Annotated in this window: 14 protein-coding genes; 9 read left to right on the top strand and 5 right to left on the bottom strand. The window is 68.7% G+C overall.

Annotated features, from left to right (window positions below; all coding sequences use genetic code 11):
• Positions 1–31: 31 nt before the first annotated feature.
• Positions 32–820 carry a DUF2249 domain-containing protein gene (locus tag SACMADRAFT_RS22875; protein ID WP_009156226.1) on the top strand — a complete coding sequence of 263 codons (789 nt, stop codon included), beginning with the start codon at positions 32–34 and terminating at the stop codon, positions 818–820.
• Positions 821–997: 177 nt separating this feature from the next.
• Here SACMADRAFT_RS22875 and SACMADRAFT_RS22870 read toward each other — a convergent pair whose 3' ends face one another.
• The 3 genes from SACMADRAFT_RS22870 to SACMADRAFT_RS22860 all read right to left on the bottom strand — a co-directional run bounded on the left by SACMADRAFT_RS22870 (position 998) and on the right by SACMADRAFT_RS22860 (position 5839).
• Positions 998–3172 (bottom strand): EAL domain-containing protein, encoded by a 2175-nt coding sequence (locus SACMADRAFT_RS22870; protein WP_009156225.1) that lies wholly within the window; start codon positions 3170–3172, stop codon positions 998–1000.
• 166 nt (positions 3173–3338) lie between these two features.
• On the bottom strand, positions 3339–3887 hold the full coding sequence (locus SACMADRAFT_RS29380) for a hypothetical protein (protein WP_083840978.1): 549 nt from the start codon (positions 3885–3887) through the stop codon (positions 3339–3341).
• A 50-nt stretch (positions 3888–3937) separates the two neighbouring features.
• A complete protein-coding gene (locus SACMADRAFT_RS22860; protein ID WP_009156223.1) occupies positions 3938–5839 on the bottom strand; it encodes an N-6 DNA methylase in 1902 nt (633 codons plus the stop codon).
• Positions 5840–5971: 132 nt separating this feature from the next.
• Between SACMADRAFT_RS22860 and shbA the strand changes: the two genes are divergently transcribed.
• Both shbA and SACMADRAFT_RS22850 read left to right on the top strand, forming a co-directional pair.
• Positions 5972–6565, top strand: coding sequence for an RNA polymerase sigma factor ShbA (gene shbA, locus SACMADRAFT_RS22855; RefSeq protein ID WP_009156222.1), 594 nt, complete (start codon positions 5972–5974; stop codon positions 6563–6565).
• 319 nt (positions 6566–6884) lie between these two features.
• Positions 6885–7217 (top strand): hypothetical protein, encoded by a 333-nt coding sequence (locus tag SACMADRAFT_RS22850; RefSeq protein ID WP_157617301.1) that lies wholly within the window; start codon positions 6885–6887, stop codon positions 7215–7217.
• A 173-nt stretch (positions 7218–7390) separates the two neighbouring features.
• On the opposite strand, the gene SACMADRAFT_RS22845 is transcribed toward SACMADRAFT_RS22850, so the two are convergent.
• Positions 7391–8077, bottom strand: coding sequence for a TetR/AcrR family transcriptional regulator C-terminal domain-containing protein (locus SACMADRAFT_RS22845; protein ID WP_009156221.1), 687 nt, complete (start codon positions 8075–8077; stop codon positions 7391–7393).
• A gap of 79 nt (positions 8078–8156) precedes the next feature.
• Between SACMADRAFT_RS22845 and SACMADRAFT_RS22840 the strand changes: the two genes are divergently transcribed.
• Positions 8157–8621 (top strand): nitroreductase/quinone reductase family protein, encoded by a 465-nt coding sequence (locus tag SACMADRAFT_RS22840; RefSeq protein WP_009156220.1) that lies wholly within the window; start codon positions 8157–8159, stop codon positions 8619–8621.
• A 21-nt stretch (positions 8622–8642) separates the two neighbouring features.
• Here SACMADRAFT_RS22840 and SACMADRAFT_RS28690 read toward each other — a convergent pair whose 3' ends face one another.
• The gene (locus SACMADRAFT_RS28690; protein WP_009156219.1) at positions 8643–9272 is read right to left on the bottom strand and encodes a TetR/AcrR family transcriptional regulator; all 630 of its coding nucleotides are present in this window, start codon (positions 9270–9272) and stop codon (positions 8643–8645) included.
• A 124-nt stretch (positions 9273–9396) separates the two neighbouring features.
• On the opposite strand from SACMADRAFT_RS28690, the gene cysD reads away from it, so the two are divergent.
• The 5 genes from cysD to SACMADRAFT_RS22805 all read left to right on the top strand — a co-directional run bounded on the left by cysD (position 9397) and on the right by SACMADRAFT_RS22805 (position 16898).
• Positions 9397–10296 carry a sulfate adenylyltransferase subunit CysD gene (gene cysD, locus SACMADRAFT_RS22830; protein WP_009156218.1) on the top strand — a complete coding sequence of 300 codons (900 nt, stop codon included), beginning with the start codon at positions 9397–9399 and terminating at the stop codon, positions 10294–10296.
• Positions 10296–12179 carry an adenylyl-sulfate kinase gene (gene cysC, locus SACMADRAFT_RS22825; RefSeq protein ID WP_009156217.1) on the top strand — a complete coding sequence of 628 codons (1884 nt, stop codon included), beginning with the start codon at positions 10296–10298 and terminating at the stop codon, positions 12177–12179. Before cysD ends, cysC begins: the two co-directional genes overlap by 1 nt.
• A gap of 56 nt (positions 12180–12235) precedes the next feature.
• On the top strand, positions 12236–13309 hold the full coding sequence (locus tag SACMADRAFT_RS22820; protein WP_009156216.1) for a DUF1214 domain-containing protein: 1074 nt from the start codon (positions 12236–12238) through the stop codon (positions 13307–13309).
• Positions 13309–14115 carry an SDR family oxidoreductase gene (locus SACMADRAFT_RS22815; RefSeq protein ID WP_009156215.1) on the top strand — a complete coding sequence of 269 codons (807 nt, stop codon included), beginning with the start codon at positions 13309–13311 and terminating at the stop codon, positions 14113–14115. The genes SACMADRAFT_RS22820 and SACMADRAFT_RS22815 overlap by 1 nt, the downstream gene beginning before the upstream one ends.
• A gap of 383 nt (positions 14116–14498) precedes the next feature.
• Entirely contained in the window at positions 14499–16898 is a 2400-nt protein-coding gene (locus SACMADRAFT_RS22805; RefSeq protein ID WP_009156214.1) for a helix-turn-helix domain-containing protein, read from the top strand.
• Positions 16899–17074 lie beyond the last annotated feature (176 nt).

The raw sequence follows: 17074 nt of genomic DNA, 5'->3' as shown, positions 1-17074 counted from the left end.
GGAACGTGCTCCACAGAGGAAGGATCGTGCCGTGGCAACCACAAGCGATGTCGTCGTGGCTTCGAGCCCGCAGGACGCCGAGGCGGTCGAGGCCGTCGAGCAGCATCATGCGGAGCTTGCCGGGCGACTTGGCGCGCTGACCACAGCCCTCGTCGGTGCGGCCGAAAGTGCCGAAGGTGAGCGGTTCGAGCAGGCGCACCGGTCAGCGGTGAGGTTCTGCACCGAGGAACTGCTGCCGCACGCCGCCGCCGAGGAGCGCCTGCTGTACCCGGCCGCGAGGTCGCGCGAGGCGAGGCTGGTCGACGGCATGATCGCCGAACACAACTCGATCAAGGGACTGGTCGACGAGCTTTCCGCCGCGGAGCAGCCGGTGCGCGCCGCGGCGGCGATCCGGGCGCTGCGCGCGCTGTTCGAGGTCCACCTGTTGAAGGAGAACGAACTGCTGCTTCCCGTGCTGGCGCAGGACCCAGCGGTTTCGCTGTCCACTGTGCTCGAAGGGATGCACGAGCTGCTCGGTGGAGCCGAACAGACCGAAAGTACGCCGTCGGATCACGGCCACGGCCACGGCTCCTGCGGGTGTGGCGAATCCGACAGCGGCACCCCGGAGCTTGACGTGCGCGCCGTACCTCACGCGATCAGGCATGCCACCGTGTTCGGTGCGTTCGACGCGATCGGGACGGGCGGCTCGCTGGTGCTCGTCGCACCGCACGATCCGCTGCCGCTGCTGCGCCAACTCGACGAACGAGCGGCGGGCCGGGTCGACGTGGAGTACCTGGAGCGCGGGCCGCAGGCGTGGCGGCTGCGACTCACCCGCACCTGACGCGAGTCCCCCGCTCTCGCCCGCGAGTCCCCCGCTCTCGCCCGCGAGTCCCCCGCTCTCGCCCGCGAGTCCCCCGCTCTCGCCCGCGAGTTCTGCGCTTGTCGCGGTCGACAGCGTTGCCGGTTCGTGGGCTGGTTCGACGGGCACCGGGTCGAGGTGACCGTGTGGACCTGGAACTCAGCGCGACACCGCCGCGGCGTCGGCCGCCCGGGCGGCCGATGTGCGGTAGGCGTCGGGGACCTCGGTGTACAGCGGGCCGAGTGCCACATCGGCGTGGAACAGGCGCCAGCGCCCCGCCTGCCGCCTCGTTCGCACCCCGTCTACGAGCACACTTGCGCCCGCCCGGTGCGCGGCCTCGAGCAGCGCGGTGAGTGCCTGCTCGGCGCCCTCCTCCTCGTCGGCCGGTTCCCCCTCCGCTGGAACCAGTGACGCCGCCACGGTGACCGCGTTGAGCGGCAGGTCCCGCAGCAGCGCGAGGTCGGCGAGCGAGCCGAAGCCGAGCAGGGCCACCTCGACCCCGAGTTCGGCGAGCACCTTGAGGTTGTCCACGGCGTCACCGCGACCGCCCGCCAGCGCGATGCTGGGAAAGCCGAGCCGCAGCCGGGCGGCGGGCAGGCCGGTGACATCCAGCGTCCGGCGGACTCCGGCTACCAGATCGGGGTCGGCCGCCTGGTGCCGCGTGAGCCGCGCGCTCAGCAGCAGCGCAGGCTCGCCGTGCCTGGCGGCCACTTCCTCACAGGCTTGCCGTAACAGCCACTGGCCAAGGGGAAGCATCAGCCCGGTCTGCTCGGCCAGTTCCACGCACCTGTCGTGCGGCAGTGTGCCCAGCTCGGCATGAGTCCAGTTCAACGAGGCTTCGATGCCGACCGCGGTGCCGTCCGCCAGGTTGACCAGCGGCTGGAAGGCCAGGTCCACCTCGCCGGTTTCCCACGCGCCCGGCATCGAGGCCGCGAGGCTGAAGGACTGCCGGTCGCGGGCATCCTGCTGCTCGTCGAGCAACTGCCACTGACCGCGACCGCCACGCCTGGCACGGCGCAGGGTCCGGTCGGCGGCGCGCATGAGTTCGGCGGGCGCGGTGTCTCTGGACGGCCTGTGCACCACACCGATACTGACCGGCGCAGCCAGGCCATTGCTGCCGTCCAGGTACTGCGGCTCGCCGAGTTGCTCCTTGATCCGCTCCACCATCGTCGCCACGTCCGGAGTGACGGGGGTGTTCTCCACCAGAATGCCGAACTCGCCGCAGCCGATACGGGCCACCATCGCGTTCTCACCCGCCATCGCGGCGGACAGCCGTTCCGCGACACTGGCCACCAGCCGGTCGGCCACGGCCGAGCCCAACCCGTTGGCCACGGCGGGGAAGCTGTCCAACCCGATGTGGAACAACGTGACGCCCGTTTCGGCTCCGGCTCGCCGCAGACATCGCTCGATGTGGGTGCTGAGGTACTGCCTGTTGGGCAGACCGGTCAGCGGGTCGTGCAGCGACTGGTGGCTGAGCTGGTTCTGCAGCAGGTCGATCTCGGAGTCGTCCTGTACCGCGGTGACCAGGTACCTCGGCTTACCGTCCACATCGAACACCAGCGACGCGGTGAGCGAGGCGCGGACAGTCTCGTTCTCCTCCAGTACGAGTCTGCACTCCCGCCACAACCGGGGAAGCCTGCCGTCGAGCAGTTCCTGGTAGGCCTCGCGCAGTTCTGCGGCATCGTCGGGGTGCACGACCTCGAACAGCGTGCGACCCGCGAACTCGGTGGTGGTGCGGTTGAGCGTCCACGCCAGCGCCTCGTTGACGCGCAGGAACCGGCCGTCGAGTTCGGTGAGCGCCAGCCCGCACGCCGAGTTGGCGAACGACTCGTCCAGCGTGGACTCGCTGAGCTGCTGCTTTCTCCTCGCCTCCCAGGCCACCTTCAGCAGCGCCTGGTTCAGCTCTTCCTGCCGTCGCTGGTTGAGCAGGCGCTGCCGGTCGCCGTAGCCCGACATGAGCGCCGCGAGGGCGGGTAGCACCCGGTCGGCGGGCTGGTCCGTACCACGTAGCCGTGGGCTGTGCAGTAGAGCTTTGCCGAGAAACTCCACCGATCGGCTCAGGTTGTCGGTGTCGACACACTGCGATTCGGCCAGTCGCGCGCCGACAGCGGCGGCCGGCCCTGCCTCGAACGGGTCGGCGAGCACGATCTGGAACAGCCGTTCGACGGTATCGAGCAGTTCGCGCTCCAGTTCGCCGCGGGCGAGCTGGAGGTAGCCACGCCTGCTGAGCAGATGCATCCATTTGTGGGCAAGCAGAGCCGACTCCCGGTGGCCGCTGCCACGGGAAGCCTTCTCCTCGGTCGGGGAGCTGTCGTGAGGAAGCGAGACGCTCATGTCATCGGTTTCCAGGGGGCCGGACGCTCGATGACCGTGCACTATACCTATCCGGTTGTACTCCATTCGGGTGGTATCGATTAAGCGGTGGCGGCTGCGCTTCCGCTACTCACCGACCCCAGGTACGGCCGCAGGCCGAAGGCTGTCGCCCGAGTGAGCGACGTCGTCATCCTCGTGCTCGCTCCCGCAGGCGCAGCAGACCCAACGCGACCAGACCGAGCACGGCGCCGTAGACCCCGTTGCCGAGAATCATCGCGGCAAGCCCGATCGGGGGCGCCACTTCCGCGTCGGTGGTAGCGGCGCCGACGATGTTGAGCAGTAGCGCCAACACCCCGTATCCGACACCTGCCAATGCCAGCGTGGCCACCGGCTCGCTCACCCGTGCGGCGACCACAGTGGCCACCCACACCACGGCGAGCACCACGGTGACGGCCACCGGGCTCCACGGTTTGCCGAGTGCGTCGAGCACTCCGAACATGCTCAGCAGTGGCCTCACCAGTCCGATCGCCGACAAGGTCACGATCAATTTCCACGGTAGATCGGCCGCTGTGCTTCTACTGGTTTCCCGCCTGGTGTGCCTCGTCTCGACGTGGCCGGGCTGCCATCCGCCCGATTCCACCGCACGGTATGGCCGCACCGGCTGGGCTCGCATCGGCGTGAACTCGAAATCCGCCGTCGACTCGCCGCGTACGTCGGCGTCGCTTCCGGCGGACACCGCGGTCGTCGCGGGGCGTCCCCCGCGACGTGATCAGCCGCGGAACAGCCTCAGTCGGGCGGCGCCAGCACACCCTCGGCGAGACCGTCGGCCAGCTTCCGTGCTAGTTCGCCGCCTGTTGTCGCGGCAGCTCGCAAGCCGGTCTCGAACGCCTCGAGTCGGGCGAATGCCTCGCCCAGCACGCGTTGGCGTCGCACGTCCAGCATCGGGATTTCGATGCGTCGGACATCGACGCGGTGCACCCCCGACGCGGTGGTGCTGCTCGCGCGCGCACCGCCCGCACGGATGCGGCCCGCCAGAAACCGCACGTCCAACCGTTCGTCGTCTACCCGGATCAGCTGCAGGTTCGGTCCCAACACCAGGTCGTCGCGGTCGATGATCCGCGTTTTCGGTCGCCCGTCGCCTGCCGCCAGCAGCGCCACCACGAGGTCCCCTTCGCGTAGCCGGATCGGCTCATCCTTGGCCGTGGTGGCCAACCGCGCCACAGGTCGCGTTCCGTTTGCCACGTCCCGCCCGGTCAGCACGAGCGGGCCCGAGCTGCCTTCCTCGTCCAGTTCCAGTGGGCCGGTGTGTTGCCGCAGCAGCAGCGCCGAGGCCTTCGCGAGCTCGTGGATCGTGATGAGGGTGCGCGGTTGTGGCTGCGCCTGACGGAACTCGGGCAGCAGTTCGGCCAGTTCGCCGAACGTGGCGATCAGTTCTGCTCTCTCCCGGCGCAGGGAGGGCAGGTCCAGCGCCACCGGACGTGAGGGTAGCCGTCTCGCCGGTGTCAGGTCGACGTCCTCGTCGAGCAGTTCGATGGGGTCGACGGCACGCCTGCGTCCCGGCACCTCACCGACGTCGGCTGTGTCCACGAATTCCCGCCAGCCGTCGAGCAACTCGCCGCCGAGCGTGGTCCAGTCCACCTGACCTCGGCGCGGTGGTTGGTGGTGACCGAGGTCGGCAAGCAGCACCGGGTTCACGCCGTCCCCGGTCGGGTTTCGCAGCACCCACAGGTGGATCGCGATGCCTGTCGACATCAGCACGCCTGCGGGCAGCGCGAACACCGCCCGCACCGCGCCCCGGCGCACCAGCGCCTGCCGGATGACCCGCCCGGAGCGCCTGGAGGCCACCCCCGCGGGTAGCGCCAGCACCACGGTGCCACCCGGTTTCGCATGTGCCAGGCAGTGCTGAAGCCAGGCCAGTTCGGGCTCGCCCTTCACCGGGAAGCCGTACTCCCAGCGCGGGTCGATACCAAGCTCCTCATGCCCCCAGTCGCGGTAGCCGAACGGCGGGTCGCACACCACGGCGTCGGCCCGCAGGCCGCCGAAGGCGTCGGCTCGCAGCGCGTCGCCCTCGGCGATGCGCACGTCGGCGGTCGCGCCGAACCTGGCCCTGGCGAGCCTGGCCAGCGCGGGTTCGATCTCCTGGCCGAGTAGCCGTCTCGCGCCGGCTTCGGCTGCGGCGCGCAGGATGTTGCCCGGCCCGCAGGCCGGGTCGAACGTGGTGGTGATGGGTGTGCCCGCCAGTTCGACCATCAGGCGCGCGAGTTCGGGAGGGGTCACCAGGTGCTGCCGCTGCTGCCGCTCGAACAGGCGGGTACACAGTGACTCGATCAGCTCATCCGGTGCCTGCGCGCCCAGTTCGGTCAGTGAGACGAGAACGCGCTCCGGCAGTTCGACGGACCCTGGCTCGCGCAAGTGCGTGGCGATGTCGGCGACCAGTTCCTCCAGATTCGACTCCCGGCTCGCTTCCAGCCCTCGCCACAGCGCGTCCACGGGGTGGGCGCGGGAGAGCTTGCCCTGCTTGCGTAGCCAGCTCTCGACCTCGTCGAGCCGGAACACGGGATTGGCACCGGTGCCGACAACGGGCTCGGGGAAGTCGGGATGGCGCCTGCGCCAGTTGCTGACGGCCGCCCGACCGACCCCGGCAAGGCGGGCGATCTCCGCAGCGGTCACAACGGTGCCTTTTGACATGCCTACCTCCAGCTGGAACGGACGTTAGCCTAACACGCCAAGCAGATAGCATGTTGACTGTGAACACACCTGAGTGATTGAATGTGTCGTCAACAAGCATTGGATCGTTTCGGTCAGCCAAGGGGCTCGCTCATGATTCGCTGTGGCAATACGCGTGCCGATCTACCCGCCCTCGCCGAGGCGGCGGCCGGTGGCGACAGGGAAGCCGTGGCAGAACTGCTCACCGTGCTGCGGCCGAGGATCGTTCGCTACTGCAGGGCACGCATCAACGCCCACCACTCCCACGGCTGTGCCGACGATGTGGCTCAGGAGGTCATGCTCGCGGCGCTGACCGCACTGCCGAGGTTTCGCCACGAGGGAAACGGCTTCGACGCGTTCGTCTTCGGTATAGCCGCCCACAAGGTCGCCGACTTCCACCGCGGCCGCACCCGCGACCGCACCCGCGACCGCACCACCGCGATGGCCGAGGTTCCCGAGGTCAGCGACGACCGGGCCGGACCGGAACAGGCCGCGCTGCGGGCGGAACAGCGGCAGCAGATGAGGCGACTGCTGGCCAACCTCACCGACGCGCAGCGGGAGATCATCGTGCTACGGCTGGCCGTTGGCATGACCTCCGAGGAAGCCGCGCGGGTGCTGTCGTCGACGCCCGGAGCTGTCCGGGTCGCCCAGCATCGCGCCTTGGAGAAGCTGCGCCGCCTACTGCAGCAGCACCCCGACTCGGCCTGACCCGGGCGAAACCGCGCAACGGGGGGCGTGCCCACCTCGGATATCGGAACCAACCATGCGTGCCGTACAGCCCGCAGCGATCAGCAGGCATCGGGATCAGCGACGAGCGAGCGTTCTGGGCGTATTCCACGGGAAGCGAGCACCCCGTGCCGGCACGGGACTTCGCGCAGGTGCCGATGATGCGTGCGCCGCTGAACGCGCTGCGGGACAGCGCCGAACCCGTGGTAGTGGCCTACGACGACGGCGAGCGGTGGCAGGCCCGGACCCACGGGCGCGCAGCCACAGTACGGTCGTCACGTGCTGCATCGCAGCGGTCGGCATGCTCACCGAACTGGACGTGTGGGTGCACGACACCCTCGGGTTGGCCAACCCACTCGCCTCGCACGCCTACCCGCAGCCCGACGGCATGGCTAGGCATGACCAGCCAATACCGTCCACCTGGGATCTCGCCGACGCCGGGGCGGATGGGCCGGGCGTGCGAGCGGGTCGCGAGGCGCTGCGCTGTCCCGCTGTCGCGGAGCTGCTCGACTCCGTGCGCGAGCCACTGACGTTCGAGCGGTTCGGGTCCAACCTCGGCGCAGCGATCGGGCGCACCGCGTTGCGCTACCACCCCGACCGCGGTGTTGCCAGGCACTGCGGCGGCGCGGGCTGAGTTCGGTCCAACCCTTCTTGCGGGTTTGTCGAACAGCTGAGCGAGTTGGTCGGTGCCCGCTTCGGTTGTTCGCCGTGGCACTGCAGGACTGCTTTCTGCCGCCGCGCCGGACCAGGCATGCCACGACGGAGGAAGAGGTCCGCGAGGTCATGGGCGATCACAGTCGACTGCGGTCAGCGGTGCCGCTCGGCCATCGTCTCGATGCCTGCGAGCAGCAGGTCGAGTCCGAACCGGAAGTAGCCTTCCGGGTCTTCGCACTCGCTCAGCGGCCCCGCCGCCTCAACCAGCCGGGGGTACCGGTCGGGCGGCAGTGACCGCAGGAAGGCCCGCGTCCGCCGCCGGGCTTCGATCGGCTCCGCGGATTCCTCACCTGGTCCGGCTCCTGGTACTGCGCTGACGAGATGGGTGAGGGTGCTGAGTGCGTGCCGCACGATCTGCGTCGCCTCCGCCGGAGAGAATCCACCGCGCCGCAGGATGTCGAGCATGGTCTCTGCCGCGCGCAGGTTGCTTTCCGAAGTCGTGTTGCGGGATGCGAGCAGGAGTGCGGTCGCCGGGTGGGCTCGAAGCACCTCGACCATCGAGCCCAGGACCGTCCTCAGCTGTCGCGCCCAGTCGGCGGAGCTGTCGACCGTGGTGTCGATCTTGTCGTAGATCCGGCCGACCATGCCGTCCAGCAGTTCGTCCTTGTTGCGGAAATGCCAGTACAGCGCCATGGCAGACACGCCGAGGTCGCCGGCAAGTCTGCGGATCGTGACGGCGGCCAGCCCTTCGGTCTCCGCGAGGTCAAGGGCCGCGTCGACCACGGCGTGGGGAGTGAGTCGCGTCCGCCCGGTGGCGGCTTCTCGGCGTTGTCGGGTCATGATCCGTTGATTGTACAGCGTACAGCTATACGTGTACGCTGTACATGTACGTTGTACGGTTGTTGGCGAGGAGGCGGCGATGGATCTCAAACGATGGTTCTACCGGGATGGGCGTCCAAACCGGGTGGCGCGCGTGCTGGACAGGGCTACGGCAGGGCTGTACGCGCGCGGGGTGGCCCCGAACTACCTTGTGACGCTGCGGGTGCGGGGGAGGCGAACCGGAAAGCCCGTCGCCGTGCCGCTGGTCATGACCGTGATCGATGGTGAGCGCTACCTGGTGTCGATGCTCGGGGAAGGGTCGAACTGGGTCCGCAACGTCAGGGCTGCGGCCGGTGAGGTCACGATCCGCCACGGCCGCGATGAGCGGGTCCTGCTGGAAGAGGTGGTACCGCGGCAGCGGGCGCCCGTGCTCAAGGAGTATCTGCGACGAGCACCCAATGCCAGGGCGCACCTGCCCGTTGCCGAGGACGCGCCGCTGGTGGAATTCGAACGGGTGGCGAGCCGGTTTCCGGTGTTCCGCGTCGTGTCGAGGGCGCAACCGTAGGCCGGTTCGGATAGCCGGTCGCTACCCCGGCGCGACGATGCTGCGTTCGATGGCCTCGGTGGCGAACTCGATCAGTCGTTTCGCGCGGACCCGGCCCTGCCGGGAGCCACCGAGAAGCAGGTCGTCGGCTACTCCGATGAGTGCGTCCCACACCCAGTGAGGAAGAGCCGGGTCGTCGATCAGCGTTTGGCCACACGTCTCGGCCGTCTCGTGCAAGGTGCGAGCCAGCGTCCGCAGCGTTTCCCGGTACACCGACGCCGAGGTCGCCATGCCCTTGCTCCGTCGGCCGCTGGCGAGGACCTTCGCCTCCCACTGCGGCGCGGACCGGCCGAGCTTGCGCCACAGTTCGGTGACCTGCGGCAGGATCTCGCGCAACACCGCGGCGATGCCTATCTCGCGCTCGACGTCGCGCAGGGTGGCCTGTACCTGCTCGAGTCGCCTGGCCGTCAACGCGACGAAGACATCATCCTTGCCACCGAAGTACTGGTACACCGTGCCGGAGCTGACGCCGGCCCCGGAGGCGACGGCGCGCATCGTCAGCGCCGCGTAGCCGGACTCCTCCAGGAGCCGTTCGGCCGAGGCGAGAATGTCGCGCCTCCTGCCTTCGGCATCACCCCACGCGGCACGGAGCCGCTGTGTCGTCGCCGCCATGACGCGACCCTACCGCAAGGGGTGGACATTGTTCAGTTTGACTGTTGGACATTGTTCAATTTGCCGCTACGGTGGCTCGCATGAACCGGACCGGCACGGCGGGCACTGCTGACGAGGGGGCCGAATGACACTCGACCAGCTGGATCGACTCGAGGCCGACAGCATCGACATCTTCCGCGAAGCAGTCGCGGAGAGCGAGCGGCCGGTGCTGCTGTACTCGATCGGCAAGGACAGTTCGGTGCTGTTGCACCTCGCCCGCAAGGCATTCCACCCCAGCCCACCGCCGTTCCCACTGCTGCATGTCGACACCACATGGAAGTTTCGCGAGATGATCGCGTTTCGCGACGAGACCGCACGCCGGCTCGGTCTGGACCTGATCGTGCACCGCAACCCGGACTGCGTCGCCCGCGGCATCAACCCGTTCGACCACGGCTCGGCGCGGCACACCGACCTGTGGAAGACGCAGGGGCTGCGCCAGGCAATGGACAAGTATCGCTTCGACGTCGCCTTCGGCGGTGCGCGACGGGACGAGGAGGCCTCCCGCGCCAAGGAACGCGTGTTCTCCTTCCGTACAGCGCAGCACCGTTGGGACCCGAAGAGCCAGCGCCCCGAACTGTGGCGGCTGTACAACACGCGGATCGCGCCCGGGGAGAGCATTCGGGTCTTTCCGCTTTCGAACTGGACCGAACTCGATGTGTGGCGCTACATCGAGCGGGAGCGGATACCGATAGTTCCGCTCTACTTCGCCGCGGAGCGGCCGGTGGTCGAGCGGGACGGCGTGCTGATCATGGTCGATGACGACCGGATGCCGCTCGCCGACGGGGAAGTGCCAGCGTGGCGAAGCGTCCGTTTCCGCACACTCGGCTGCTACCCGCTGACCGGTGCGGTGGAAAGCCGAGCACGCACCGTCGAGGAGATCATCGCCGAGATGCGCGATACGACCACCTCGGAGCGGCAGGGCAGGGTGATCGACCGCGACCAGTCCGCCTCGATGGAACGCAAGAAGCAGGAGGGCTACTTCTGATGTCCGTACCGGCGGTGCGATCCCGAAAACACCAGGACGAGCCGGGATTGCTGCGGTTTCTCACCTGCGGCAGCGTCGACGACGGCAAGAGCACGCTCATCGGACGGTTGCTGTACGAGTCGAAGCTCCTCTACGCCGACCAGCTCACCGCGCTGCGGGCCGATTCCTCGCGGTACGGCACGAGGGGCGCCGAGTTGGACTTCGCGTTGCTGGTGGACGGTCTCGCCGCCGAACGCGAGCAGGGCATCACCATCGATGTGGCCTACCGCTTCTTCGCCACCGGGGATCGCCGGTTCATCGTCGCCGACACCCCGGGGCACGAGCAGTACACCCGCAACATGGTCACCGGGGCGTCCAACGCCGACGCGGCGGTGATCCTGCTCGACGCGCGCAAGGGCATGCTCACCCAGACGCGCAGGCACACCATCCTGGTCGCGTTGCTCGGCATCCGGCACGTCGCCCTGGCGGTGAACAAGCTGGACCTGCTGGACTACTCGCGGACGGTTTTCGACGACATCAGCCTGCGGTATCGCGCGTTCGCCGCCGAACTCGGGATCACCGAGGTCACCTGCATCCCGATGTCGGCGGTGGAAGGAACGAACGTCGTCACCACCAGCGACCGGACGCCATGGTACGAAGGGCCCGCGCTGCTCGAGTGGCTGGAGTCGGTGCCAATCCACGAGGCCGAGCAGGCCGACCCCGCGCGGTTCCTGGTGCAGTGGGTGAACCGGCCGCACGACGGCTTCCGCGGCTTCTCCGGCAGGGTGCTGCGCGGCTCGCTCCGTACGGGCGACGAAGTCCACGTGCTGCCAGGCGGTCGGAAGTCGAAGGTGGAGCGGATCACGACGATGGCCGGCGACCTGCCCGGCGCGGTCCGCGGATCGTCGGTGACCGTCGTACTCGCCGACGAGGTGGATGTCAGCAGGGGCAGCGTTCTCGCGGCGGGCGAACCGGCGGAGGTCGCCGATGCGTTCCAGGCGCATGTGGTGTGGCTGGACGAGCACGAGTTGCTGCCCGGCAGGCGATACCTCGCCAAGTTCGGTGCCAGTACCGTCGGCTTCAGCGTGGACCGCCCCAAGCACCGGCTCGACGTGGACACCGGTGCCCGATTGCCCGCGAAGACGCTGGCGGCAGGAGAGATCGGCGTGGCCAACGTGCACCTCGATCGTCCGGTGGCCGCCGAGCCGTACCGCACCTGTCGCGACCTGGGTTCCTTCATCGTGCTGGACCGGCTCAGCAACCGAACCGTGGGCGCAGGGATGATCGACTTCCCGCTGCGGCGTTCGGCCAACGTCCGATGGCAGGCGGTCACAGTGGACAAGCGGGCACGGGTGGCCCGCAACGGGCATCGCCCCTGCGTGGTGTGGTTCACCGGGCTGTCCGGTGCAGGCAAGTCCACGATCGCCGATCTCGTGGAGAAGGCGCTGCACGCTCGCGGGGTGCACACCTTCCTGCTGGACGGTGACAACATCCGGCAGGGGCTGAACTCCGACCTCGGATTCACCGACGCCGACCGGGTGGAGAACATCCGCCGGACCGCCGAGGTTTCCGCGCTGCTGGTGGACGCGGGACTGGTCGTGCTGGTCTCGTTCATCTCGCCGTTTCGCGCCGAGCGTGAACTGGCCCGCGGACTCGTTGAGCGCGACGAGTTCTGCGAGGTCTATGTCGACACCCCGCTGGAGGAGGCGCGGCGGCGCGACCCGAAGGGGCTCTACGCCAAGGCGCGCCGCGGTGATCTGGCGAACTTCACCGGAATCGACTCCCCGTACGAACCGCCTGTCGAGCCTGAGGTGTGGCTCGACACGACGACTCTGAGTCCCGATTCGGCGGCCGAGCAGGTGCTCGTCAAGTTGCGTGCGATGGGAGTACTCGACGGGCATTGAACATTGTCCAGATTTCGGTACTCTACCTAGAACTCGTTCTACCAGGAGGAGATACCGTGACCGACGTGGCGAAGGCCTGGTCGCAGTTCTGCCGCGGGATCGAGGCGGCCGGAAACGAGGTGCTGCGCGACACCGCCCCGAACACGCCGCTGGACAGGGCCGAGGGCTTTCGCTACCTCGCCAGGCTCACCCGCGAGATGCTCTACTCGTGTGTCGACAACGCCGACCCGGACTTCCCGCGACTGCACGAACTCGACCTGGTCAAGATCGGTGCCGACAATCCTGACAACGTCTACCTTTCGGCGAACATCCGAGGTGACCGCAGCTACCGGATCACCGGCGAACGCGGCACCATCGCCTACTTCAGCATCGGCTCCAAGGCCAACCGCTACGCCAAGGACGGCACCATGGCATCCACGGGCGAGTTGACCGACGCCGACCTGGTCGCGGAGCCGGACGGAACCATCGAGATCATCGCCAGTGTCACCGAGCAAGGGCGCAACTGGCTGCCACTGGCGCCCGACTCCACCGGGCTCGTCGTGCGCCAGACCTACCTGGACCGCACAACCGAGACGCCGGGTCGATGGCGGATCGAGCGGATCGCAGGACCTGCCGAACCGGCCCCGCTGACGCCGGAGTTCATGGCCAAGGCGCTGCGAAGGGCGGCGCTTTCGGTGCACGGCACCGCGGCGACGTTCGCACAGTGGACAGAGCTGTTCATGACCAAGCCCAACGAGCTCGCGGACTTCGGCCAGGACATGTTCCAGCGGGCCGGTGGCGACCCGGAGATCTGCTACCTGCACGGTTACTGGACCCTGGCGCCCGGCGAGGCGTGGTTGCTCGAGACCGAGGTGCCCGACTGTCCATACTGGAACTTCCAGCTGGACAACTGGTGGATGGAGTCGCTGGACCACAACCGCCGCATCACCGTCAACAAACACACCGCCGTCCTCGACGCAGGCAGGCTGACCATCGTGGTTGCCGAGCGTGATCCCGGGTTCGGCAACTGGATCGACACCTGTGGACACAGCAGCGGAACCGCGTTGCTGCGCTGGCTCGGCGCGAAGTCCAACCCGGTACCCAACTGCCGCGTGGTCGCTCTGGATTCACTCACGCGAGGGGAGGACTGATGGGGCAGCCGTTCCGGCCCGCCGCGATGCTCGACGGCGAGGTCGTGCTCATCACCGGTGTCGGGCCGGGACTTGGCAGCCACCTGGCGGTGCGCGCCGCGGCCGAAGGAGCCAAGGTGGTGATGGCGGCACGCTCGACAGAGGTGATGACACGGCAGGCCGAGAAGATCGCCGAGGCGGGTGGGGAAGCCATCGGGGTTCCCTGCGACGTCCGCAAACCCGACGATGTCAGTGAACTGGTGGACACCGCAGTGCGACGGTTCGGCACCATCACCGGCCTCGTGAACTCGGCATACGGGCACCCGGGTTTCGCCGACCTGCTCGACACACCGGAGAAGGCGATCCGGCGCTCGATGGACATCATCCTGTTCGGCGCTCTCAACGTGACCCGTGCGGTGGTGCCGCACATGAAGCAGGCGGGGCGCGGTTCGATCGTGAACATCGGCACGATGGCCACCCGAAAGCCCGCGCGAGGTGAGGGTGCCTACGCGGCGGCCAAGGCCGCGATGGCATCGGTGACAAGGTCGCTGGCGCTGGAGTTGGGTGAGTACGGCATCAGGGCCAACCAGGCGCTCATGGGCTGGTTGGACGGGCCCGGCGTGCGGTTCTACCTGCGGATGACCGCGCAGGAGCGTGGGGTCGGCGAGCAGCAGATCTACGACGAGATCGCGGGCCGTAACCCGTTGGGCCGCATACCCACTGACGAGGCGTGCGCGGGTGCGGTGCTGTTCCTGCTTTCCCGCTATGCATCCGAGGTGACCGGTGCGACGCTGGACGTCAACGGCGGGGAATACACGCCGTCGTGAGCGGGCGGATCGGGCGCCGCGTATCGAGAACCGACCGGATCGAAACGAACAGGAGCACGAACGGGGTGGCTGCCATGCCGACGCAGCCGCCGCGCGATTCGTCACCGCGCCGGATCTCGAAGTCCCCGCCCGGTTCGGTTCCGGGGTGGCTCCGTAGACAGTGACGGCGAAGCTGTTCGGCGCCCTCGTGCTCGTCCAGCCACCGGGTCTTGTAGCCGCACCGTGCACACCGGTACCGGAATTTCGCTGGCATCGTGGTCCTTTCGTAGCAGGCGGAGTCTCGCCGGTTTCGCCGGTCGTCAACCAGGTCGACCACCTGCCATTCGTGGCCGGTCACCGGGTAAGATCAACGGGTCTTTCGGCGCGTCGGGGGGACTCGCGAGTTGGCCAACCGTTTCGGTGTTCTGCTTCGCGACGCGCGGCGGCGGGCGGGCTTGACCCAGGAGGAGTTGGCTGCTCGCTCGGGTGTCGGGGTTCGGACCATTCGCAGGCTGGAGACCGGCAGCGGTACCGATCCTCGGATCGGCACGGTGACGTTGCTGGCCGATGCGTTGGGGGTCGGCCAGCAGGAGCGGCACGACCTGCTGGCCGCTGCCGACGGCAAGTACCAGGACCTGTCACGGGAGTCGCCCGCGCAGGATGGTGCCGAGGCGGTAGCGGTGCCGGTCGAACATGCCGTGGTTCCGGTAGCGGGCCCACTGCCTGCGGTGCCCGCGGAGGTGTCGGAGGCGGCCGACCACCTGGCGCTGGTCATCGCGGCCAGACTGCGGCGTGAGGAAGAGTTGCGCCGGTTGCACGACCCCTTCCCGCTCCCGGTGCGGTGGCGGGGTGCGCCTGCCCGCCTGGCCGACCACTGGGACAACATCTGCCGCGTCCCGGTCGGGGTGAGCGCCGGACCGCTGGAACTGTCCGGCGGCGTGGGCGACATCGCGAGCACCTACCTGCGGGTTCCGTCCGGGCGGTTGGTGGTGTTGGGCCGGGCGGGTTCGGGCAAGACCGTGCTGACCCTGCGGTTCGTGTTGGACACGCTGGCCGCGCGCACGCGCGGGGGCCCGGTCCCGATGATCTTCAACCTGGGATCGTGGGACCCGACCACCACCCCGCTGCGTAGCTGGCTGGTGCAGGTGTTGCAGCGCGACCAGCCGGGCCTGGCCGCGGCGGCGCCGGGTGGGGCCACACTCGCGGCTGTGCTCGTGGACACCGGCCGCATCCTGCCCGTGCTCGACGGTTTCGACGAGATCGCACAGGGCCTGCACCGGCCTGCGCTGGAAACACTCAACTCGCTGTCGATGCCGCTGCTGCTGACGAGCCGCTTCGAGGAGTACGAACGGGCCGTGACCATGGTCGACGTGCTCACCTCGGCCGCCGTGGTGGAGTTGACCGACCTCACCGCCGACGACCTGGGCGGCTACCTGCCCCGCACCGCACGGCGCCTTGCCGCCACCGAGGGCGGCGGCACAGCCACCGCATGGGACAGCGTCATCAACGCACTTCGACATCACGACACGGCCCGACCCAGCCCGGCAACCGGACTGGCGTCCGTGCTGACCACACCGCTCATGGTCAGCCTCGCCCGCACCGTCTACAGCGACTCCCGCGACCGCGACCCCACCGAGTTGCTGGACGACACCCGCTTTCCCACACCCCAGCACATCGAGGAACACCTCCTCGACAGCTTCGTGCCCACCGTCTACGGCCAACGGTCGGTACCCGCCCGCGCAGGCAACCGGGGCGACTGGCACATTTCCCGCATCCGGCACTGGCTGGGATTCCTCGCCGACCAGCTCGACCGCCAAGGCACGAGCGACCTCGAATGGTGGCGCATGGGCGGCACACTTCGCGACTCCACCCGCGTGCTGCTGGTAACCGCATTCGCGTGTGTCGCGTCGTTGCTGGTCGACTGGCTGGTGTTCACCCCGGTCCACAGACTCACGTCCGGGATGACGTTTCACTGGTATGTCACCGTGGTCGACGGCCTCGTGATCGGGCCGGTCATCGGCCTACCGGTCGGCCTGCTGTACCTGCTGATGGTGGTGCGAAAGGGCAAGGTACTCGAGCCGACGCGCGTCAGGGTGCGGCTGCTCGACGGGTCCGGCAGGCAGCCGGGCATCCGGCGAAAAGTCGCGGCGCGGTTCGTGGCAGGCGCTCTTGGCGGCAGCATCGGAGGCGTCGGCTACGCGATCGCGAGAGCCATCGTGATGGCGGTGTCCCCGACTCTGGCCATCGCCGACGAACCCGGCGCGATCGTGCGGGTGATCCTCGTCGACGCCGCCTTCTGCGCGGTTGTCTTCGGTCTGGCATGTGGTCTGGTGCTGGCACTCGCGGCCGCGCTGGAGGCCCCTGCCAACCTCACCACCGCCACGAGCCCCGCCGACCTGCTCGCGGCCAACCGCACGACGGTGCTGCGCCTTGCTGGTCTACTGTCGCTCGCCCTCGCGCTGGCACTGGCCTTCGGCGGCCTCGCGGTCACGAGCGCGTTGCGTGCCGTCGTGGGCACGGTGCCGTGGAGCCTGAACTGGAGCGTGGGCAACGGCCTGCTGGTCGGGCTGATCGGTGGGTTGAGCGCGGGCATGGCCTACGTCGTGGCTTTCACCGCGTGGGGACAGTGGCTGCTCTTCACCCGGTTCCGACTTCCGGTCGTGGGCAGGCTGCCGTGGGCGGTCGGCACCTTCCTCGACGACGCCTATCGCCGGGGCGTGCTGCGCCAGTCCGGCGCCGTCTACCAGTTCCGCCACGCACGCCTGCAAGAGCACCTCGCCAAGACCTACCGCGCGGACCGCTGACAGCCGTCGCGATCGGAGCCGACCGGCGGCCGCTTCGCCATCACGCGTCCCGAACTCGACGGTTTTTACCTGCTCACTGGCACCGGCCAGCAATGGCCGCCGCGTGACCTTCCCGGCGTTTCGAAACGGCCGTGACCATGGGCCGAGCCGACGAGGAGTCGGCGACCGGAAAGGGG

The organism is Saccharomonospora marina XMU15, from assembly GCF_000244955.1.
Lineage (GTDB): Bacteria > Actinomycetota > Actinomycetes > Mycobacteriales > Pseudonocardiaceae > Saccharomonospora_A > Saccharomonospora_A marina.
Note: the sequence above shows the minus strand (reverse complement) of the source record. Positions and strands in the feature narration are given on the sequence as shown.